Annotated in this window: 16 protein-coding genes; 14 read left to right on the top strand and 2 right to left on the bottom strand. The window is 40.9% G+C overall.

Annotation, left to right across the window (positions count from 1 at the left end; genetic code table 11):
• Nucleotides 1–22 precede the first annotated feature (22 nt).
• The 3 genes from lanM to G586_RS0119055 all read left to right on the top strand — a co-directional run bounded on the left by lanM (nt 23) and on the right by G586_RS0119055 (nt 5,541).
• Nucleotides 23–2,782, top strand: a complete 2,760-nt coding sequence (gene lanM, locus G586_RS0119065; protein ID WP_207640730.1) for a type 2 lanthipeptide synthetase LanM — start codon at nt 23–25, stop codon at nt 2,780–2,782.
• 62 nt (nt 2,783–2,844) lie between these two features.
• Nucleotides 2,845–4,974, top strand: a complete 2,130-nt coding sequence (locus G586_RS0119060) for a peptidase domain-containing ABC transporter (protein ID WP_051204933.1) — start codon at nt 2,845–2,847, stop codon at nt 4,972–4,974.
• 15 nt (nt 4,975–4,989) lie between these two features.
• Nucleotides 4,990–5,541, top strand: a complete 552-nt coding sequence (locus tag G586_RS0119055) for an accessory gene regulator ArgB-like protein (protein WP_026528991.1) — start codon at nt 4,990–4,992, stop codon at nt 5,539–5,541.
• Nucleotides 5,542–5,605: 64 nt separating this feature from the next.
• Here G586_RS0119055 and G586_RS0119050 read toward each other — a convergent pair whose 3' ends face one another.
• Entirely contained in the window at nt 5,606–6,478 is an 873-nt protein-coding gene (locus tag G586_RS0119050) for a sensor histidine kinase (protein WP_196811652.1), read from the bottom strand.
• Nucleotides 6,479–7,105: 627 nt separating this feature from the next.
• Here G586_RS0119050 and G586_RS26410 point away from each other — a divergent pair.
• From G586_RS26410 to G586_RS0118990, 11 genes are all read left to right on the top strand, one after another.
• Nucleotides 7,106–7,264: a hypothetical protein gene (locus tag G586_RS26410; RefSeq protein WP_155834294.1), complete on the top strand. Its 159-nt coding sequence runs from the start codon at nt 7,106–7,108 to the stop codon at nt 7,262–7,264.
• Between the two features lie 21 nt (nt 7,265–7,285).
• On the top strand, nt 7,286–10,378 hold the full coding sequence (locus G586_RS0119040; RefSeq protein WP_026528989.1) for a type 2 lanthipeptide synthetase LanM family protein: 3,093 nt from the start codon (nt 7,286–7,288) through the stop codon (nt 10,376–10,378).
• A 13-nt stretch (nt 10,379–10,391) separates the two neighbouring features.
• On the top strand, nt 10,392–11,261 hold the full coding sequence (locus G586_RS0119035; RefSeq protein WP_026528988.1) for an ABC transporter ATP-binding protein: 870 nt from the start codon (nt 10,392–10,394) through the stop codon (nt 11,259–11,261).
• A gap of 90 nt (nt 11,262–11,351) precedes the next feature.
• On the top strand, nt 11,352–12,095 hold the full coding sequence (locus G586_RS0119025; protein ID WP_026528987.1) for a LytR/AlgR family response regulator transcription factor: 744 nt from the start codon (nt 11,352–11,354) through the stop codon (nt 12,093–12,095).
• Nucleotides 12,096–12,356: 261 nt separating this feature from the next.
• Nucleotides 12,357–12,572: a hypothetical protein gene (locus G586_RS0119020; protein WP_026528986.1), complete on the top strand. Its 216-nt coding sequence runs from the start codon at nt 12,357–12,359 to the stop codon at nt 12,570–12,572.
• Between the two features lie 172 nt (nt 12,573–12,744).
• Complete coding sequence (locus G586_RS23925; protein WP_035773641.1) at nt 12,745–12,954, top strand: plantaricin C family lantibiotic; 210 nt, start codon at nt 12,745–12,747, stop codon at nt 12,952–12,954.
• Between the two features lie 54 nt (nt 12,955–13,008).
• A complete protein-coding gene (locus G586_RS26715; RefSeq protein ID WP_196811651.1) occupies nt 13,009–13,182 on the top strand; it encodes a class II lanthipeptide, LchA2/BrtA2 family in 174 nt (57 codons plus the stop codon).
• Between the two features lie 75 nt (nt 13,183–13,257).
• Entirely contained in the window at nt 13,258–13,446 is a 189-nt protein-coding gene (locus G586_RS0119005; RefSeq protein WP_026528985.1) for a hypothetical protein, read from the top strand.
• 118 nt (nt 13,447–13,564) lie between these two features.
• The gene (locus G586_RS0119000) at nt 13,565–14,941 is read left to right on the top strand and encodes a uracil-xanthine permease family protein (RefSeq protein WP_026528984.1); all 1,377 of its coding nucleotides are present in this window, start codon (nt 13,565–13,567) and stop codon (nt 14,939–14,941) included.
• Nucleotides 14,942–15,055: 114 nt separating this feature from the next.
• Nucleotides 15,056–16,531: a polyphosphate:AMP phosphotransferase gene (gene pap, locus G586_RS0118995; RefSeq protein WP_026528983.1), complete on the top strand. Its 1,476-nt coding sequence runs from the start codon at nt 15,056–15,058 to the stop codon at nt 16,529–16,531.
• A gap of 104 nt (nt 16,532–16,635) precedes the next feature.
• On the top strand, nt 16,636–19,212 hold the full coding sequence (locus G586_RS0118990; protein WP_026528982.1) for a beta-mannosidase: 2,577 nt from the start codon (nt 16,636–16,638) through the stop codon (nt 19,210–19,212).
• Between the two features lie 370 nt (nt 19,213–19,582).
• Here G586_RS0118990 and G586_RS0118980 read toward each other — a convergent pair whose 3' ends face one another.
• Complete coding sequence (locus G586_RS0118980) at nt 19,583–20,932, bottom strand: NAD(P)H-dependent oxidoreductase (RefSeq protein WP_026528980.1); 1,350 nt, start codon at nt 20,930–20,932, stop codon at nt 19,583–19,585.
• Between the last annotated feature and the right edge of the window lie 158 nt (nt 20,933–21,090).

Raw genomic sequence — 21,090 nt, 5'->3', positions numbered from 1 at the left:
GAAGGTCTTAATGGGGAATGAAATGGGTATATTTAAAAGTCTCAGGTCAGATCCGCTGACAGTACAACTGGGTAATGAAGGGGTGTTTGATGAGTTTTATAATCCTATTTTACTTGAATTAGAAGACACATTGGACAAGATTGAGAACGAAATCAAAATACCCCTTATTACTGATATAAGGAAGGATATCCTGCGATATGCCAAGGAAAACCTTATGGAGTATTCTGCCAGGATTTTGATATATGAGCTTAATAGAAGTGGTCAGGAATATGAAGAGTTTTGTGAAAGCATCGCAAATGATCCTGACATGATATATCGAAAATATCCGGTTTTATATAAAAGACTTGAGAAAAAAGTAAAAAGTATTGCAAAAAACATACGGGAGATAGGAGCTGCACTCCTTGAATGCAGGTATGAGATAAGAAATACATTTGGGGTTGAAGTCATGAATATAAAGAGTATCGACTTTGGGGAAGGCGATACTCATAACGGCGGAAGAACAGTAGCGATTCTCACATTTGATAAGGATAAAAAACTGGTCTTTAAGCCAAGGGATATGCACCCGGAAAATGCATTTGTAAGTCTTAGCAAATTGCTTAATGAATGGCTCTTTGGTTACAAACTGATAAATCCGGGGCTGGTACTTAGAGATGGATATGGCTTCCAGGAATTTATTGAGTCTAAAGAGTGCAGAACGGTAGAAGAGGTAAGGAGCTACTATCGCAGGATTGGAAGATCTATGGCGCTGTTCTATATTCTGGACACTACGGATATACACGCTGAGAATATAATTCCGCATGGGGAATATCCGATATTTGTGGATCTTGAGTCCTTGACATATGCACCGAGGAAAAAAGATAACACTCAGGAAGGAAGCCTTATATATAACGTTTACAAGGAATTCGAGCATACTGTTTTTACTTCAAATCTTTTGCCCTGCGTATTTGCAGGCAACAAGCTTGATATAGATATGAGTGGTCTTGGTGCGACTGCAGGCCAGAAATCAAACAGACTTAAGTGCCTGGTGCTGGAAGATAAAGGAACCACCAATATTCACTACGAAGAAAAGTATTTTGTTACAGAGGAGATGCCGGGCACACTTAGACTAAATGGCGAAGAGGTGCGTTATTCGGATTATCTTGAAGATATAGAGAAGGGATTTGATGAAGCATATGAAGTACTTATGGAAAAAAAGGAGTACCTCATAACAATTCTTCCCGGGTACTTTGGAGGAGGAATTTACAGGCAAATTCTTAGGGGAACCTTTGTATATGCCAGATTCATAAAGGCTTCGCTCCATCCTAAGTATTGCGTATCGGACGATAAGGTCCGTGGGCTCCTTGAGATAATAAGTCCCACAAAGTGTAACCAGAGTGATTCGGAAATCAAACAGATGGCAAATTGCGATGTCCCGTATTTCTATGCGAAATTCGATGACAAGGCTCTGTATTCGGGAAATGCGTTGGTTGAGAAGGATTACTTTGAAGAGTCTATATATGAAAAAATAACCAGAAACGTAAATGAGCTTAGCCCTGAAGATAAGAAAAGGCAGCTATCCTTTATACATAACGGGGTAAGGATTGCCGGTAAAGAGCTTATGAAGGATGACGTTTTGCAGCCTGAAAGGGTTACAGAAAGTGGCAGCAGGGCAAATCTGATAAGGGATATAGCAAAAGATATAAAATGCAGTGCAGTCTGGAATTCGGAAAAGACAGCGTGCACCTTTATGGATGCTAACGTGGGCGAGAATCCTCATATCGGAGTAATCTCATATACGCTGTACGACGGACTTGGTCTCATTCTTTTTCTATTTGCCTATGCGCTTTTCACAAAAGATGATGAGGACATGATGTTTGCGGAGGCTGCTCTGGCAGGTATGGAGGAAATCGCTCCATTGGAGAAGGCAGCACTTTCATCGTCGGTGTTTGGGGGATTTTTCGGATACATCTATCTTTATTTCAACCTTTATAGAATGACCGGAAACGCCATGTATTTTCAGAAATATCAGAAAGCTCTGGACATGATTTATGAGTATGATGTGACCTGTGAGAACAATTTTGATGTGATATCGGGCGTGTCAGGGGCAATAATAGTTCTTTCCAATATATATAAGTATGAAAAAAGCGACAAGTTACTGTTGATGATAGAGAGATACACAAGTCACCTTAACAGAAGCGTCAAAAAAAATAAGACTCTCTGGACAGGCTTTTCGCATGGTTATGCAGGTTATCAATATGCATTTACAAAAGCCTTTGAAGCGACCAAAAAAGTTAAGTATCTGAAATATGCGGAAAAGATGGAGCAGCTGGAGGATGAATTTTTCAATAAACACCAAAGAAACTGGCTGGATCTGAGGGATGATCAGAAGAATTGCTGTTCATTCTGGTGCCACGGAGCTCCGGGGATACTGCTTGCGAGAAGCTATTTTATGGAGAAAAATCTGTTCCGCAGCAGATATAGGGAAGTTATACATAAGATCATTTTGGATTTAAACATTTATACCAGGGGTACTTTTAATGACAGCTTATGTCATGGGAGAGTCGGTAATCTTGATGCGCTAAGCACAATAGCCAAAAACATTGGTGACAGGAAATTACTTTCTCTGTGCAGAACGCTCTTTGTGGAAGAGGAGCAGCAGCTAAAAAGGGAAGGCGCAGTATATGGAATACCGCAGCTTAAGAGGTCTATGTCATTTATGCTTGGAATGCCGGGAATCGGCTATGGACTTCTTAGGCAGATAACGAAGGGTCTGCCTTTAGTATTGTCACTTGAAATAGTTTGAGCTTTAGTAAGCGCCAAGAAATTTGCCGCTCACTATAACAAATAATATGAATGTGAGGAAATATGGGAAACATGACGCATAGAAGATATGTTCCTTATGTGGAGCAGATGCAACAGACAGAGTGTGGATTATGCTGTGCTACCATGATCTTGAATTACTATAAAAGCAGGGAAAGCATATCCAGGATCAGGGAAAAGCTTGAGGCAGGACGTGACGGTCTGAAGCTGTCATACATAGCAGGCTATCTCGAAGAGCGAGGCATGAACACAAAGATATACGAGGCGGGGCTGGATGCTTTGAAAAAGCTGCCGTTGCCTGCAATTATCTTCTGGGATAATGAGCATTTTGTTGTCCTTGAAAAAATAAATGATGGAATGGCTAGTATTGTGGATCCTGCCTTTGGAAGAAGGAAGGTGGACCGCGAGACAATGGAAAAGAGCTATTCCGGAGTTGTCATGGTTATCATGCCTACGGAGGAGTTTGAGCCTATCACCGATAAGGTGAATAACTGGAGCATAGTAACTGAGCAGCTTAAAAAGAATAAGATGCTGCTGTTTAAGATATTCATTATGTCGCTTGTTGTCTATGGATTACAGATGAGCGTACCTATTATGATCCAGAAGATTATTGATTCTGAAAGTACTAACATCAGTGGCGGAATCGTTATGGTACTTGCGGGACTTCTTGGACTGGTAAATTATTTGCGCGGCAGAAAGCTGATAATTTTGCAGATTGACGCAGATTTTCATTTATCAAAGTCAGTGTTTTCCAAGATTCTAAGGCTTCCTTATAAGTATTTTGAAGGAAGGGCCCCCGGAGATATTCTTTTTAGGATGTACAGCGTAAGAAATATCAGGGATCTTCTGTCAGAACAATTCATACATACTGTGATGCAGGCCGGAGTTCTGGTATTTATCTTCGCCTATATGCTTATGAAATCAGTGACAATCTCCGTTGTTGCAGGTGTGATATTCCTGGTTTCAGGAGTGTTTATCATGGCGATGAAAACTCTGATCACTGAAGTAAATCAGGATGAAATGATGAAAAACACCATTCTTCAGACAGTCCAGGTTGAGACAGTATATTCTATGTTCACAATCAAGACAGCAGGAATGGAGACAGAGACATGGAATACCTGGAAAAAGGCTTATGATAAGTGTCTTCAGTCATTTAGAAGAAAAAACTGTGTAATTAACCTATATACATCTGTCCTGTCCTTTGTTCAAAACATTGCGCCTCTGTTTTTACTGGGACTTGGTATTTATATATCGACGAAGGGAAAGATGACACTTGGTGAAAGCATGGCCATTTATTCACTGGCAGGAAGCTTTTTCTCCACCGGTATATCGCTTTATAATTTCTGGAACGACTTTGTTGTTGCAGGAGCCTACATGGAGAGACTGCATGACATAATTGATGCAGAGGATGAGAAGAATCCCGAGAAGCCTGTAACTGTGAAGGTATCAGGTGATCTTGATATAAATCATGTTTCCTTCGCATATACTCAGAACTCTGAGGAGGTGCTCTCAGATATTGACCTTCATATAAAGAAGGGCGAAAAGGTGGCTATAGTCGGCACCTCAGGTTCAGGAAAAAGTACGCTGGCGAAGATCATTCTTGGACTATATGAGCCGCAAAAGGGAGATATTCTCTATGACGGAGTCAGCATAAAGGATATAAACAAGAACGAGCTAAGAAAGCAGATCGGTGTTGTCCCTCAGGATATGGTGCTGTTCAACCAGAGTATTTATGAGAACATCAGGATGAGTCAGGAAAATCTTGGACTCGATGAGGTCAAGCAGGCAGCAGAGGTTGCTCAGATCCGCGGAGAGATTGAGCAGATGCCCATGAAATACAACACGATGGTTTCCGATATGGGTATGAATTTGTCCGGCGGACAGAGGCAGAGAATAGCACTGGCAAGAGCTATTGTGCATGATAATAATCTGATAGTCCTCGATGAAGCTACAAGTGCTCTTGACTATGAAAATGAGAGAAAGATAAGCGATTATCTTGGAGAGAAGGATTGCACAAGAATAGTAATAGCACACAGGTTGTCAACCGTTATAGATGCGGATAAGATAGTAGTGCTGGATCATGGCAGGATAAGGGAAATTGGTAGCCATGATGAACTGATGGAACAGGGAGGAATATACTCTAAGTTGTATCAGGCTAACAAAAAAAGTGCATAAAGGAACAGACATATAATGATTGCAAAACGAATATCCAGGAAGATCACAAATTTCTTGAATTCAATATACCAAAGATCGGAAGAGGATTGTATCAAGATAGAGTATATGATAGAGAGAACAATATCACGATACTTTATTCTGATCGCAGTATTTATACTTTGTAAGCTTATCGGAAATTTTGATGAATCAATAATTTGCTTTGTGGCCTTCATGGTACTGCGTACATTTGCCGGGGGCTTCCACCTAAAGAGCGCTATTGGATGTGCGGTTCTCTCGGCGTTTACCATAATATCAGGGGGAATGCTGGTACATTATGTAGACATTCCCGATAGCATATATATTCTGATGATAATAGCTGATATTATATTGAACGATATGTTTTCCCCTCAGGTTACGGATAATATGCCCACAACAGAGCGCTATAAGATTATCAGAAAATGGGAGAGCATAATAGTTGTCTGCATTGCGGCAGTACTGTTTTTTATAGTTCCGAATCCATATGGAAAATGTGCTGTTGTTGGAGCGACACTTGAATCACTTACAATTCTGCCCTTTTTAAATAAATGAAAAAACTTCCCACACTGCCAAAAGTTAAATGCTTTTAAGGTGGTGTGGGAAGCTTTTTCTTATCTTACACTATTTGAAGCTGCTGGATAAATGAACCTTCATGCGTGGAGGTATCAGTGAAGATATTATCATATTTGCTAAGGATTTTTGATACGTTGTACAGTCCAAGGCCATGATCACTGCCCTTAGAAGATACGTCCTTTTGCGACATCTGCGATATGGACAGACCGTGATCAACATAGGAGTTGGAAATAATGAAAACAGTACTGTTATTTGTAACTCCTAAATGGAAGCATACTTCAGGATGCTCTGTTTCAACAGCTGCTTCAATCGCATTATCAAGGTAAATTCCTAAAATTCTTGTAAGATCTATTGAATCAATCTTAAGAGTTCCTATTTCATCAGCAATATCTATGGTTACGTCTATGTTTTGGTTTATGGCCATCAAAAACTTGGTGTAGAGAATACTTTTGATCTCCAGATTTTTTACACGGGAAAGATTTGCAAGTGCAGCGTTTTTGTGTGTCAGCTCATCCTTCATTGGCATTATCTTGTCGTGGAAGAAATCAGCCAGCTCATCGTATCGTTTATCGTCTATATAAAGTGATATAGAGGATAGGATGTTGATGTAATCATGCTTAAATGAACGAAGAGAGTTATAGGTGGCCTCCAGATTATCGGTATATTCCTGCAGAGTTCTAAGGTTGTTTAACTGTTGCTGATTTTCATAATTCTTTTTGGTGATGATAAGTATTGAAACGGCTGAGATTGTTGTCAGCAAAAAGAAGAGAACGATCAGCGTAATCAGTGGAACGTAGTGAGATGACTGGATATTACTGCCGTATGTGATTAATACTTCATAGATTAGAAAAGCACATGAAATAAACAACAGAGAAATGAAAAGCAATACCTTTTTACTGATAGCGTCTATGTTCATTGTTAAATACTTCCGGCCCAGATATTTAAGTGCCAGAATAAGCAAGGATGATATAACAATAGAAGGTATGACTACTCTAATTGCAATTGAAGGGTCTGAATTTACATCCTGAACAGAATAATTAAACAGTTTATTAAATATATAAATCACAATGTAAAGTGATATGCAGTCTATTATGTAAATAAGAAAAATAGAAATTATTGTCTCCTTTTGCTTTGTGACCCAGGCAATGTATATTGAAGCAAGGCCTAAAAAGACAAGGATTAAATAGTTTTTATCATTATATGTGGAACAAAATGTGGATATTATAGAAACGCATAAGAAAAAGAGATAATTAATGATCTTTATTCTTCGGGTAAAAAGCACAAACAATCCTGTTGTAAGAAGAATGGAAGTAAAAAGTGAGTTAAATATACAATATTCCAGCATAGGAGTACCTCTTTTTGTACGTCAATTATAGATGTGATTATAAATTATATATGTAAACCAGTAAAGGTAAAATGACGTTTATGCTATGAAAAACGTCGTTTAAGACATGAAAAAAAATATGAGATAAAAATGTAATATAGTATACTCACACAGGGGGGAACTGATAACAATTTTTTCAAATGGGAAGGAGCAGTAGGAATGAAAAAAGAAATTGCTAAGATGCTTGGGGATGCTTTGATTAAGAAGGCTGAAAATCCGAATGAATGCGCACTTATATTTTTCCATGAGGTGGAGAGGCCTGAATGTCTAAAGAAGCTTGACAGGGAGAGAGCAAAGGAACTTGAGCTGGACAAATAAATCCGGTTAATGGGGGTACTTATGCTGGTTTACGACAACGTATCGGAGAAAGACATTTGGGAATATTGGAAGACATTGTTTCCTGAAGTTAAGAGGGAAGATGAAATAAAGAGCATGATAGGTTTCTCTCAGGGGCTCTGTGATGGAGATGTTTTGAAAATATGGAAATCGCAGGAAACAGATAATCATGAGTTCATGAACTGGCTTGAAATGCAGAACGATGTCTTCTATCCGGAAACGGAGTGGGGCACGTCTGATGATGAGAACCATATGAACAGAGCTTTTTTTCCACTATTTCTTTTTGAGAAGGATAGAATGGATGAGCTTAAGGGGATTATTGAAAAGAGCCAACTGTTTTTGGACCCTGAGAAAATCTATGAGGATATTTTAGAGGACATCTGCCTAAGGCTGCGGGAAATATCAATAAGGACACTCATCGGGGAAATCCAAATTGAGAAAAAGCGCGGCAACCTTAAAGGCGATGATTCAAACAAAAGATACCTCTATTATACGGATAACATTTGGGCAAAAAGAGAGTATGTGAGTAGCTTCTACTCAGAGTACAAAGAATTACTTAATATGCAGCTTATCATTTTTGATAATGCTTATAAGTCAATCAGGGAAATGATAGACAGGATTGCCGAGAACTATCAGGACCTTGTGAATATGATAGATGCTAAGGGACGAGAGCCTCTGATAAGTGAACTTCATACGGGACTTGGAGATTCTCATCGCTTAGGAAGAACAGTATCTTTGGTAGTGTTTTCAAGTGGAGAGAAGGTTATATACAAGCCCAGGAATCTAAATGCTGAAATAGGGTTCGCAGCTTATTCCAAGGCTATCAGCGAGGGTCTTATCCTCCGAGATGCCGCGCTGTATGAGATAAAGGCCATAACACATGATGACTACGGTTTTATCGAGTATATAACCCAGGAAGAATGCACTACCAGGGAGCAGCTTCAGAGATATTATTATCGCTCGGGCGTAATAATGGCAATGCTGTATTCGCTAAATGCAAAGGATATACACCATGAGAACATGATATCTCATGGTGAGTATCCGGTGATGATCGATCTCGAGGCGCTTTTTCATTGCAGGCTGGAGCACAAGGGCATTAACAGTGATAAAACAGCTTATGAAGTAGCCTTGGAGAGCATAGAGGATTCCGTTTATTCAATAGGGCTTTTATCTATGAAGCTGACAAATCCCTATGATAAAGAGAACGGAACTGTGGATATCAGCGGATTTGGCGGAACCGAGCAGCAGGTGTCACCTTTTAAGGTGCTGATGATTCAGAACAGGGATACGGATGAGATCTGTTTTGAAAAATCTACATATATTATCAAGCCACAGAAGAATGTTGCTAAATATAAAGGACGCGCAGCTAACGCCACTGATTATAAGGAATTTATTATAAAGGGCTTTGATGATGCATACATCTATATCATGGAGCATAAGTCAGAGCTGAAATGCGGATTAAAAGAATGGTTTGGGGAAATGAGCACCAGGATCATTTACAGACCTACATATATATATACGAAGCTCATGTTTACGAGCAACCATCCGGATTTTATGAGAGAGAAGGTTCATAGATATATTTTGCTGCATCGCCTTTTTTATAAGGTAAAGGCAGTGGAAAAAACGGTGGTAGATTCCGAGATCAGGGATATTTTAAGAGGAGATGTGCCATTTTTCGAGGTGGGCATACACTCCGGAGAGATGAAAAATTCAGAGGGTGAGCTTTTACCTATCAGTTTTAAGATGACGCCCTTTGAGAAGGCCGAAGAAAAAATAGACAGATTCAGCTATGAGGATCTTAAGAGCCAGAAGCTTATTATAGAAAACTCCTTTTTGTCCAAGCTCATGGAGGACTACAGAGAATTGTGCATGACACATACGAAGTGGTCTAAGAGTGGCTCTGACGTGGGACGAGATGAGTACCTTAAGATGGCTGAGGATATAGGCGAGAAAATTCTTAGGGAGGCCTATAGATCTGAAGTTAACGGAAGGCAGCAGCTTTCCTGGGTTAATTTTACTCCTATCGGAGATGATCAGATAAATTATGAGTACACCCCGGTTGTGGGCAATTTATATAGCGGAACATCAGGAATAGGGCTGTTTTTCCTGTATCTGTGGAGAGAGACGAAAAATAAGCGATATCTGGATGCTGCATATGCATGTATGGATGATGTTATTGCAGAGATGAAAAGGATAGGCGAAGATTCCTGCTATCTGATTGGACCCTTCAATGGTCTTAGTGGATACATCTATGTTATGAGTAAGTTCTATCTTATTACAAAAGATGAGGAGATGTTGGAACTCATAGAAGATGGATTGTCCAGAATGAAGAAGATTTATTTCAGGGATACGAACTTCGATGTAATTAGCGGATCTGCCGGTGCGATCAAGGTTTGCTTTAGCCTTATAGAAAACTTCGAAGGGGAGATACGAAGTAAGGCAGAAGAGCTTGTAATGCTCCTTACGCAGCATCTTCTTAGAAATAAGATTGTTCTTGAGGATGGCGGCGTAGCCTGGAGAGCCGGAATAAATGGCGTGGTTTATACCGGGTATGCACACGGGTGCAGCGGAATAGAGGATGTTTTATACGATGTCTATGAAAAGTATCACGTCGAGGAGATCAAAGAAGTTCTTAAAGACACTGATGTTTTCATAAAAAAGATGTACGTAAAGAAGGTAAGTAACTGGAAGACCATCATGGGCAGGGACGCATTTTCCAATGCGTGGTGTCATGGAGCTCCCGGAGTACTGTATGGCAGGATTAGCCGGTACCATAGTATGAGCAGGTTTGAGAGGGAAGACTTCCTTAGAGATCTAAAGCATATGAAGGAAAATGCTGTCGGCAATAACATATGCTATTGCCATGGCGACATCGGTAATATTGAGCTGATTCGTAGAATCGCACGTACAGTCCGTGATGATGAACTTCTAAAGGAGTGTGAATGCACTTATAAGCAGATGGCAGCTATTATACCCGAATATATAAAAGAACGACCGTTATTGCCCTATGGACTAATGTTGGGACTCAGCGGAATAGGGTATTCATTGCTTTCAGAGCTTTCTGATGAGGTTCCGTTTATTTTGGATTTGGAGTAGTGAGGTGAATGGTATGGAATATGTATTAAAGGTAAATAATATTAATAGGAAGGTAAAGGATTTTCAGATATTAAAGAATGTCTCTTTTGAGCTTAAAAGAGGTGAAATTGTCGGCCTCATCGGACCAAATGGAGCAGGTAAGACCAGCATTATGAAAATACTTGTGGGCCTGACACGCAATTACACCGGGGAAGTTGACCTTAGCAGAGTAAGAGATATCGGAAGTATGATCGAAACGCCTAATTTCTATCCTTATAACACCGGTTATCAGAATCTCATGTATTTTGCCAGACTTAACGGCGTGGGAAGTAAGAAGGTCGAAGAGCTTCTGGAGCTTTTGGGTCTCTCCGATGCTGCAAATAAAAATGTAAAATCCTATTCGCTTGGTATGAGACAGAGGCTTGGAATCGCGCAGGCACTTCTTAAGGATCCTGATGTTCTTATTCTTGATGAGCCTACTAATGGTCTGGACCCTCAGGGTATTTATGAGGTGCGCGAATATATCAGAAGAATTGCCAGTGAGAAGAATATCACTGTTCTTATTTCAAGCCATCTTCTGGGCGAGCTGGAAAAAATGTGTGACAGAGCGATCATGATCAAAAAGGGCGAAGTCATCCAAGTGATGGATTTTGCAAATGATGTGAAGAAAAGACAAATTACATTTGTTATTGAAACTCTTGATACCGAAACGACGGCAGCAATTCTTAAGGAAGCCGGATATAATATCATTTCTTCGAATGAAAATGAGGTAAGGGTGAAGATCGGTGCCAATGAGAAGAACGACATAGCAAGGATTCTCTATAAGCATAAGATCGTTATGACCGGTTTGTACGAGGCATGCGAGACCCTTGAGGATACGTTCCTTGAACTGATGAGAGCATAACATGCATTATATTGACAGTACGGCTCAATATAATAATAATGATATTATGCTTTGGGGGAACTATACAGTTTTGTTAGGGGAAAACGTGTAATGCTTAAACTATATGTATGCGAAGATAATACTGAACAGAGGAATCATATCAAGAAAGTGATCGAGAACATAGTTCTGATGGAAGATTACGATATGGAGCTGGAATGTGTCACAGAGAATCCACATACGGTTCTTGAGAAGGTTAAGGTTTCGGAAAATGTAGGAATATATTTTCTGGATATAGATTTGAATTCCGATATGACAGGACTTGTTTTGGCGCAGGAAATCAGGAAATACGATCCCAGGGGCTTTATCATTTTTGTCACGACTCATTCCGAGATGAGCTATATGACATTTATGTTTAAGTTGGAAGCCCTTGACTTCATATTGAAGGACGAACCGGATGATATGGATAAGCGGATATATGAGTGTATTCTGAAGGCCAATCAGAGGTTTGCGTCTGCAAATAATAAGGTTCAGACCAACTATTCCATTAAGGTTGCGGATAAAGTATATACTGTGGACTACGACGAGATTCTTTTCTTTGAGACCTCGGCTAATGTGCACAAGATTATTCTTCATTGCAAAAACAGGCAGATGGAATTTTTGGGAAAGATAAAAGAGATAGAGAAAGAACTTGATGACAGATTTTATCGCTGTCACAGGGCCTTTTTGGTAAATAAGGATAACATTAAGGAGGTAGACCTTCAGAATAATGTTATCTATATGGTAAATGGGGATCAGTGCCTATTGTCATATCGCCAGGCCAAGGGGCTTAGGGGCTTTTTTAAGAAAGCAAATTAACATTTATACATATATCACTCCTTTGGATCAGACTGTATAGTCTGGTCCTTTTTTTGTCTTATTTTATAGCAAGTGTTTCTTTAATGTGAAGGAAAAATATAAGGCGTTACGTTTACGATTTCACGAACGTGTAAAAGAGATGGAAAATAACGAGAATGACTATCAAATGATGTTTTGCTATCGAATACCGGGGAAATACCGCTGCCATCCTAAAATTAGGCTATAACAACCAATAACAATTCTGGAAAGGAGAAAAGAGGTATGGCAAGTTTTGAGAAAATTATTGATCCGGAGATAAGAAGCAAGCTGGATATGGTAATGAAGGCGCAGGAGGAGAGTGTATTCGCTGAGCTTACAGAGCAGGATATGGAAGCTCTCTCAGGAGCAGGATGGTATGGAAATCTGGAGCACTTCTTTGGGCATAGGGACTTAAGATACATATCATGTACCAGAGACTGTAATGCACATTGTAATTAAAGAAAACATAACGCTTATTATTCATAAACGTATTATTTGAAACGAATAACTTACGGCAAGGACATAAAAATAACGATTGGTTACATAAACGTAGAAATGGTGAAAAGTCGCATATAATCGTATTTGTAAGGAACACACAAACAAATTTTTAAGAGAGAAGGAGAAAAAAGAAATGGCAAACGTAAAGGACATCAAGGATCCAGTATTAAGACAGAAGATGGAGATTCTTACAGATCCTAAGGCAAGTGTATCTATCGAGCTTACAGAGCAGGATATGGAAGCCCTTGCAGGCGCAGGCTGGTATGCAGACCTCAGTGCTTCACTTGGTAACAGAGGCAGCTACTGCACAATCACAAAAGAGTGTCAGGCTTGCTGCAACTAATTTGACAACTGAATATTAAGAGGAAATCAATTACTGGAAAAAGGAGAAGGAAAAATGGGAGAATTTAATAACGAAATCAAAAACGCACCCGAGGGTGAGGTAAACGAGCAGGAACTTAAGGAACTTACAAACGCAGAGCAGGCTGGTGGTGTAGCACCTGTAGTTCCGATCATAATCGCAGCTTCTACAGCTTTTTGCCCCACAATTAAGTGCACATCCAAGTGCTAATTCGGTGAGCTGATCATATACATACCGCCTGCAAACCTGTGGGCGGTATGATTTGTCTACGAAAGGAAAAATGTTATGAAAAACATTATTAGAGCAGTGGCAATATCATTAGGAATACTGGTAGTTCTGGTAGTAGTTAATATTTTCTGCAACAAGACCGGACATGAGCTTGATCCTCTGTACACCGGTACAATTACTCCGCTGATTGCAATGATCCTGTTTGGAGGGTCTTCAGATAAATCAGAAAAAAATGCTAATGTATAATGATTAATTTCTTTAATTACAAACGCTTGCATGATATAATCATTAGGGCTTCTGGGAAATCCCCAGGAGCTTTTTTTATGTATTAATATTTCTACAAACCATAACGGAGGAGAAGGTAATGGGAGAAAAACGACAGGCAATTTATGACGCTACAACGCTTGGCAAACCGAAGATGCTGATTCTTGGACTGCAGCACATGTTTGCAATGTTTGGAGCAACGATACTGGTACCGATTCTGGTAAACAGTTATTTTCATGGTGAGGGGCTTTCAGTTCAGGTAACATTGTTCTTTGCCGGAATAGGAACACTTTTGTTCCACCTTTTATCTAAATTCAGGGTACCGGCATTTCTTGGTTCATCATTCGCATTTCTTGGTGGTTTTGCTACCGTCGCAGAGCTTAATACCGGAAAATTCGCTGATATGACATATGGTGAGAAGCTTCCTTATGCCTGCGGAGGTATCGTAGTTGCAGGTCTTTTGTATCTCGTGTTGGCACTCTTCGTAAAAGTTGTTGGAGTAAAGAAGGTAATGCATTTCCTTCCTCCGGTAGTAACAGGACCTATCATCATCTGCATTGGTCTTTCACTTGCTCCTTCAGCAGTAAGCAATGCAGCTGTTAATCCGCTTCTTGCTATCATCGCACTTGCAGTTGTTATCATCTTTAACATCTGGGGAAAAGGAATGTGGAAGATCATACCTATTCTTATGGGTGTTGTAATTTCCTACGTGGTTGCTCTTGTAATGCACCTTGCAGGAATGACAAACGTAGACGGAAGTGCGATCCTTGATTTTGCACCTATCGCATCAGCAAGCCTCGTGGGGCTTCCTCCGTTTGTAATTGCTAAATTCGATATCACAGCTATTCTTGTAATGGCACCCATCGCAATCGCTACTATGATGGAGCATGTAGGTGATATCTCAGCTATCTCAGCTACAACAGGTAATAACTTTATCGAGAAGCCCGGTCTTCACAGAACTCTTATGGGAGACGGTCTTGCAACAGCACTTGCAGGCTTGTTCGGAGGCCCTGCAAATACAACTTACGGTGAGAACACCGGTGTCCTTGAGCTTTCAAAGGTATATGATCCCAAGGTTGTAAGAATCGCAGCTGTATATGCAGTTGTTGTAAGCTTCATTCCCAAGATTGCAGATGTTATCGGTACAATGCCAACAGCTATCATCGGTGGTATCAGCTTCGTGCTTTACGGAATGATCTCAGCTATTGGCGTAAGAAATGTAGTTGAGAATAAGGTTGACTTCACAAAGTCAAGAAATCTTATCGTAGCAGCAGTTATTCTTGTAACAGGTCTTGGTTTCTCAAACGGATTTACATTCCAGATCGGTGAGACATCAATAACACTTACATCACTTGCTCTTGCGGCTATTTTCGGTATCGTGCTTAATGCAATCCTTCCCGGAAATGATTACAAATTCGGTGAGAATTACCAGGGTGATATCAACCGTGGCGTAAGCTTCAACAACATTGCAAGCTAATATAATAATTCGAAAAGCCGATAATAATTAAACTTTTCTAAACATATTAAAGTGAGCACCGTATATGGTATTATGACCATATACGGTGTTTTTTCACTTTAAAGGGGGTTTATTATGCTTAAGAATTTTGTTGCTGCTGAAATACCGGCAGAGGAAGAACTAAAGGAAAAGCTTAAGGAAGAGAGAGCAAAGCTGTCAGCGTCCCAGATGAAGATAAAAGAGGCAGGACTGCCTGTAATGGTGCTGTTTGAAGGGTGGAATACAGCGGGAAAGGGAGCTGTTATCGGCAAAGTTATAAGAAACATCGATCCGAGATTTTTTAAGGTGGCAACGCTTGATCGCGAGCCCAGCGATGAAGAAAAGCGCTATCCGTTTTTATACAGATATATCAAGGAGATACCGGAGGCAGGTAAATTCAGGTTCTTCGATACCTGCTGGATGGAGGAGATAGTTGACGGTGTTCTTCAGGGCACAATGGATGAAGAAACCTACGCTAAGCGTGTGCACTCCATAAATACTATAGAACGTCAGCTCTGTGACAACGGCTATCTTGTGGTGAAGTTTTTCATGAATATATCAAAGAAGGAGCAGAAGAAACGTCTGGACAACCTTCTTGACAGCAAGGATACAAGCTGGCGCGTAACCGATGCGGATCTTAAACAGAATAAGCATTATGAGGAAATAGAGGATGTCTATGATAAGTATCTGAGTGATACCAATGAGTCAAGAACTCCCTGGTATATAATTGATGCCTCCGACAAGAAATGGGCAGAGCTTCAGGTGCTTCAGTTTCTTAATCAGGGCATAGATATTGCCCTTAAGAATCATTCCCTCAATGTCCCGATTTTGCAGAACACTTTCCCTATGGAGAAGGTTCAGAAGCTCTCTGATATCGATCTGTCGGATAAATTCGTAACAGATGAGGAATATGAGCTAGAGCTTAAAAAGCTTCAAAAGGAGCTCAGGGAGCTTGGAAATAAGGTCTATAGAAAGAAAATACCTGTTATCATTGCCTATGAAGGCTGGGATGCTGCCGGTAAGGGTGGTAATATTAAAAGAATAACAGCTGCTCTTGATCCAAGAGATTATGTTGTGGAGCCCATTGCGAGTCCTGAGCCCCATGAAAAGGCAAGGCATTATCTCTGGAGATTCTGGACAAGACTTCCAAAGACCGGGCATATTACCATTTTTGACAGAACCTGGTACGGTCGTGTAATGGTTGAAAGATTAGAAGGATTTTGTTCTGAAAATGATTGGCAAAGAGCGTATAATGAAATAAATGAGTTTGAGAAGGAACTTTCGGATTGGGGAGCGGTTATCATCAAGTTCTGGGTGCAGATAGACAAGGATACGCAGCTTGCGCGCTTTACGGACAGGCAGAACACTCCTGAGAAGCAGTGGAAGATAACTGATGAGGACTGGAGAAACCGTGAGAAGTGGGATCTCTACGAGGGGGCTATTGATGAGATGATCGCGAAGACCAGCACTACCTTCGCGCCCTGGTACGTTCTTGAGTCGGTCGATAAGAAATATGCCAGATTAAAGGCATTGAAGATCGTGATCCGGGAGATTAAAAAGGTACTGAAGTGATTTATACGCCTTCTCTCTTGTTTTGAATAAGAGAGAGGGCGTTATTTTTTGGCATATTGGGGATTTATGTCAAAACAATATATTTAAAAGGAGAAGAGTATAGTATGAAAACAATTGAACTGAATGAGAATTGGAGGCTGCGCAAAGTCGGAGAAGACAGGTTTATAAGTGCAGTTGTCCCGGGATCTGTTTACACGGATCTCTTGAGAGAGGGAGAGATGGAAGATCCCTTCTTTAAGGACAATGAGGATAAGGCGCTTGCACTCATGGATAACGACTATGAGTATGTCTGCAATTTTGCAGCGCCTGCTGACGCAGAGAATTTCGATGTGGTGATGCTTCACTGCGATGGTCTTGATACCGTAGCTGATCTGTACCTTAACGGAATACTCCTTGGCAATGTGAATAACATGCACAGAACCTGGGAATTTGACATTAAGGAAGCCTTGAAGGCTGATAATGAGCTCAAGGTTTATTTCCATTCTCCCACAAGGTTTATCAAAGAGGCCTTCGAGAGCCGTGAGCTTCCTTCCAAGGGAAGTGAGGACGCTATGCAGGGCTTTACCTATTTGAGAAAAGCTCATTGCATGTTTGGATGGGACTGGGGCGCACATCTTCCCGATGCCGGAATTTTCAGACCGATTTCAATCAGATGTTATAACAGGGCAAGGCTGGATTCTGTGCTTATAAATCAGAATCATGACAATGTGAAGATTGATGCTGACGGAAATGAGACAGGTACAGTAGAACTTAAGATAACACCTGAAATTGCTGATATGAATCATATTTTCAGAAGAAAAGAGATCAGCGGTGGAACCGGATATGCGTGGAATCCGGAGATTGTTATTTCGGAATCGGATCTTGAGGGACTTTCATATGAGGTAAGAATTGAATCCCCCGACGGAAAGGTGTTTGAGGGTAGCAAGGAGAACCTTGCTCAGTCAGGAGAAGATGATTCTTCTTTGAGTATCAGCATAGAGAACCCTCAGCTTTGGTGGCCTAACGGTTATGGGAAACAACCGTTATATAACGTTAAGGTTACTCTTAAAGGTGAAAACGGAGAAGTTCTTGATACCTGGGAGCGCAGAATCGGACTTCGCACCTGTACTGTAAGTACAGAGAAGGACGAGTGGGGCAGTGAGTTCTGCTTCGTTGTGAACGGTGTTAAAGTATTCGCAATGGGAGCTGACTATATTCCTGAGGATCATCTTCTTGGAAGAGTGAATCCCGATGTTACAAGGAAGCTCCTGGATAAAGCTGTTTTTGCTAATTACAACTCCATAAGAGTTTGGGGCGGCGGCTATTATCCTGACGACTGGTTCTTCGACATCTGTGATGAATACGGAATCCTCGTATGGCAGGATTTCATGTTCGCATGTGGTGTTTACGATCTTACACCTGATTTTGAGGAAAATATCAGAGCTGAGTTTAAAGACAACCTTATAAGACTTCGCCATCACGCATCTCTTGGCCTTATGTGCGGTAATAACGAGATGGAGATGTTCGTTGATTATGGCGTTTGGGTATCCAAGAAGTCTGAGAAGCGCGACTACACAATCATGTACGAGTACATCATTCCCGGAATGATGAAGCAGTATGCGCCTGACGTATACTACTGGCCTGCATCACCTTCTTCAGGCGGATGCTTCGATGAGCCCAATGATGAAAACCGCGGAGATGTGCATTACTGGGAGGTTTGGCATGGTAATCAGCCCTTCTCTGAATATAGGAAGTTCTATTTCAGGTTCCTTTCAGAGTTTGGATTCCAGTCCTTCCCTGCTGAGAAGACTGTTGAGAGCTTCACGGATGATCCTGCGGATAAGAATGTATTCTCATATATTATGGAGAGGCATCAGAGGAACGGCGCTGCAAACGGTAAGATCATGAACTATATGCAGCAGACATATCTGTATCCGAACGATTTTTCAACAGTAATATATGCATCCCAGATGCTTCAGGCTGATGCGATCCGCTACGGCGTAGAGCATTTCAGAAGAAACCGTGGTCGCTGCATGGGAGCTGTAGTATGGCAGTTCAACGATTGTTGGCCGGTTGCTTCCTGGGCAAGTGTTGATTACAGCGGAAGGCTTAAGGCTCTGCACTATGCTGAGAAGAGGTTCTTCGCACCTATCCTCGTTTCCTGTCAGGAGGAGGGCGAGATGACCTGCGGAGTACCGCTTAACTGGCTTCCCAGAGAGGTTAAGCAGGAGGCTGTGTTCAATGTGGCGAACGAGACCAGAAAGGCTATCAAAGCTACGGTTAAGTGGCAGCTTAGAAATGCCAAGGCAGAGGTTATAAGAGAAGGCAGTGAGGAGCTTGATGTTCCTGCACTTACAAGTGTATGGACACAGAAGGTTACCTTTGAGGATGCTGACAGATTCAGTAATTATGTAAGCTATCAGGCTGTGGTTGATGGAGAGGTTGTTTCATCAGGAACAGTTATCTTTACAATGCCGAAGTACTTCAAGTATCAGAATCCTAATCTTACCGCTAAGGTTGATGGAAATAAAATTGTGGTTAAGGCCGAGGCTTACGCGAGAGGCGTCGAGATTCTGAATGAAAATGAGGACCTGGTTCTTTCCGACAACTATTTCGACATGAATGCCGGAGAGGTTACTGTGGAGGTGATCTCAGGAGATGCTTCGAAGCTGAGACTTAGAAGTGTATATGATATTAGATGATGGATAAATGATGATTGTTTAATAAATGATGATAATTTGATATAGAGTGATTATTTGATGGAGGCTGCTGTATGGCAGCCTCTGTTTTGTGGAAGTCATATTGGGCAGTTGTTTTGGGGGAATGTTGTTGCGCAACGGTTGCTGTGCAATGGAATGTGCGGCCGCAAAGGGTTAAAGAGAAAAATGCGGCTGCGGTTTGCGACGAAATTCTTTTTGATTTTAGTTATGGAAAGACAATTCCGCGGCCGAAAGGTGCAAGAAGAGATAAATGCGGCCGCGGTTTGCAATGAAATTCTCTTTGATTTTAGTTATGGAAAGTCAATTCTGCAGCCGCAAACAGCTAGAAGAGACAATTGCGGCCGCAAGTACGTTAGGTTCTCTTCTTTGCACTATCTATCACTTCCTTATATGGCATCAGCATTCCCTGTGTCATTTTGCCTGTATTCTTTTTTGCAAAACCTGACTTCATCATAGCACCGACAAGATACATGCCTAGGATTGTGACTTTGTCCTTTTGCGGGAAGTCGTAGAATCCATGCTCCTTATAGAAACGATGATCCTCGCGCATCATGCCCTGCATCTTGTAGATGAGATCCCTGAAAATCTTCATGCCGCCTACTCCGTAGAAGTTTGCGGGCTGAATGTATTTATTTGTGAGAAGGTAGTCCAATTCTGAGCAAAGTATGTCAATTTGTCTGTCTACGTCCTTCTCGTTTGATACTACTCCGGCCAGAGGATTTCCTCCAACCTGTGAGCGGCCTTCAATAAGTGTCTTCAAGTTGTTCTCACATGAAAGGTGCCCGTCAATTAGGTATCCTACAGGCTTACCCATGGTAACTGTACGATGGCCATTGCAGAACTGGCGGTCATCATACAACTTGAACCTGTATCCCATTGAGTGATCTTTTATCCTGAAAGCATAGATTGTTGCAGCTGACGTCTGAATCTTATCCCGCAGAAATACATCGAAGCCATCTTTATATATGCACTCGCCTGAAGCAGCGCAGTTAAAGCAGCCAAGGCATCCGCCATAAAAGTTAAAATCCTTGAGATTTACTATATCCACATGATACGGAACAGTCTCTTTAAACCTATCAATCATGGACTTTAGAACGATATCATCTTCTCCACAATCGGTTACCAGAGCAATGTGCTGATCTTTTACTTCTGGGGCAGGATGATTACCATGCGTAGCTGTAAATAGAGGATCGGTATTCTCATGTTTAGCTGATATTTCTGCATGATCATTTTTAACTGACCATAAGATATGCTTGAAAAAAGCTTTCGCTTCGTACTGTCCCTTCTTTTTCAGAAGATCATCCATATCAGCGGCTAGTCCCCTTATATAAGACAGACCCAGATCAAGGCAATTCTCTCTAATGAATTCGTGAGCCGTTGTATCGTAGAAATGCTTTGAAGTCGAAATCTGAGTCGCATATTTCCCGGAAAGGTCAATCTTCTTTTCTTTTACTATTTCAATGAATCTGTGGAGCTGTGACGGAACAAGGAATGTGTAGACAGGATAGCAGAAGACCAGGAGGTCTGCCCACTTTAGCATTTCCTCAGCGCCTTGGAAATCTTTTTCCAGATGCTTTATTTTTTCGCCGGCATGGATGACTTTGTAGTCATGTTTTTCGAAAAATGCCTCAATATAGAGCATGGTCTGATAGGTTATGCTGCTTTCGCCCTTTGGGGATCCGTTTATCACAAGAATTTTCATAGTCAAAAACCTCCAAGTCTTAATATTCAGAAAATATAAATTTATTATACAAAAAAATATTTAAGATGTGCCGATAATAACATAGTGGGCTTGACAAATTAGGCAAAAGAGAATATAAAATTGAAAGCAATTAAATAGTAAAAGATTCAACACGAACT

The organism is Butyrivibrio sp. VCD2006 (assembly GCF_000423925.1).
Lineage (GTDB): Bacteria > Bacillota > Clostridia > Lachnospirales > Lachnospiraceae > Butyrivibrio.
The sequence above is the reverse complement of the archived record's forward strand: the minus strand, read 5'-3'. Positions and strand labels throughout refer to the sequence as shown.

Excerpts from the sequence above, each read along its gene's own strand:
- lanM (WP_207640730.1), top strand. The coding sequence starts at position 23 with ATGGGTATATTTAAAAGTCTCAGGTCAGATCCGCTGACAGTACAACTG.
- G586_RS0119060 (WP_051204933.1), top strand. The coding sequence starts at position 2,845 with ATGGGAAACATGACGCATAGAAGATATGTTCCTTATGTGGAGCAGATG.
- G586_RS0119055 (WP_026528991.1), top strand. The coding sequence starts at position 4,990 with ATGATTGCAAAACGAATATCCAGGAAGATCACAAATTTCTTGAATTCA.
- G586_RS0119050 (WP_196811652.1), bottom strand. The coding sequence starts at position 6,478 with ATGAACATAGACGCTATCAGTAAAAAGGTATTGCTTTTCATTTCTCTG.
- G586_RS26410 (WP_155834294.1), top strand. The coding sequence starts at position 7,106 with ATGAAAAAAGAAATTGCTAAGATGCTTGGGGATGCTTTGATTAAGAAG.
- G586_RS0119040 (WP_026528989.1), top strand. The coding sequence starts at position 7,286 with ATGCTGGTTTACGACAACGTATCGGAGAAAGACATTTGGGAATATTGG.
- G586_RS0119035 (WP_026528988.1), top strand. The coding sequence starts at position 10,392 with ATGGAATATGTATTAAAGGTAAATAATATTAATAGGAAGGTAAAGGAT.
- G586_RS0119025 (WP_026528987.1), top strand. The coding sequence starts at position 11,352 with ATGCTTAAACTATATGTATGCGAAGATAATACTGAACAGAGGAATCAT.
- G586_RS0119020 (WP_026528986.1), top strand. The coding sequence starts at position 12,357 with ATGGCAAGTTTTGAGAAAATTATTGATCCGGAGATAAGAAGCAAGCTG.
- G586_RS23925 (WP_035773641.1), top strand. The coding sequence starts at position 12,745 with ATGGCAAACGTAAAGGACATCAAGGATCCAGTATTAAGACAGAAGATG.
- G586_RS26715 (WP_196811651.1), top strand. The coding sequence starts at position 13,009 with ATGGGAGAATTTAATAACGAAATCAAAAACGCACCCGAGGGTGAGGTA.
- G586_RS0119005 (WP_026528985.1), top strand. The coding sequence starts at position 13,258 with ATGAAAAACATTATTAGAGCAGTGGCAATATCATTAGGAATACTGGTA.
- G586_RS0119000 (WP_026528984.1), top strand. The coding sequence starts at position 13,565 with ATGGGAGAAAAACGACAGGCAATTTATGACGCTACAACGCTTGGCAAA.
- pap (WP_026528983.1), top strand. The coding sequence starts at position 15,056 with ATGCTTAAGAATTTTGTTGCTGCTGAAATACCGGCAGAGGAAGAACTA.
- G586_RS0118990 (WP_026528982.1), top strand. The coding sequence starts at position 16,636 with ATGAAAACAATTGAACTGAATGAGAATTGGAGGCTGCGCAAAGTCGGA.
- G586_RS0118980 (WP_026528980.1), bottom strand. The coding sequence starts at position 20,932 with ATGAAAATTCTTGTGATAAACGGATCCCCAAAGGGCGAAAGCAGCATA.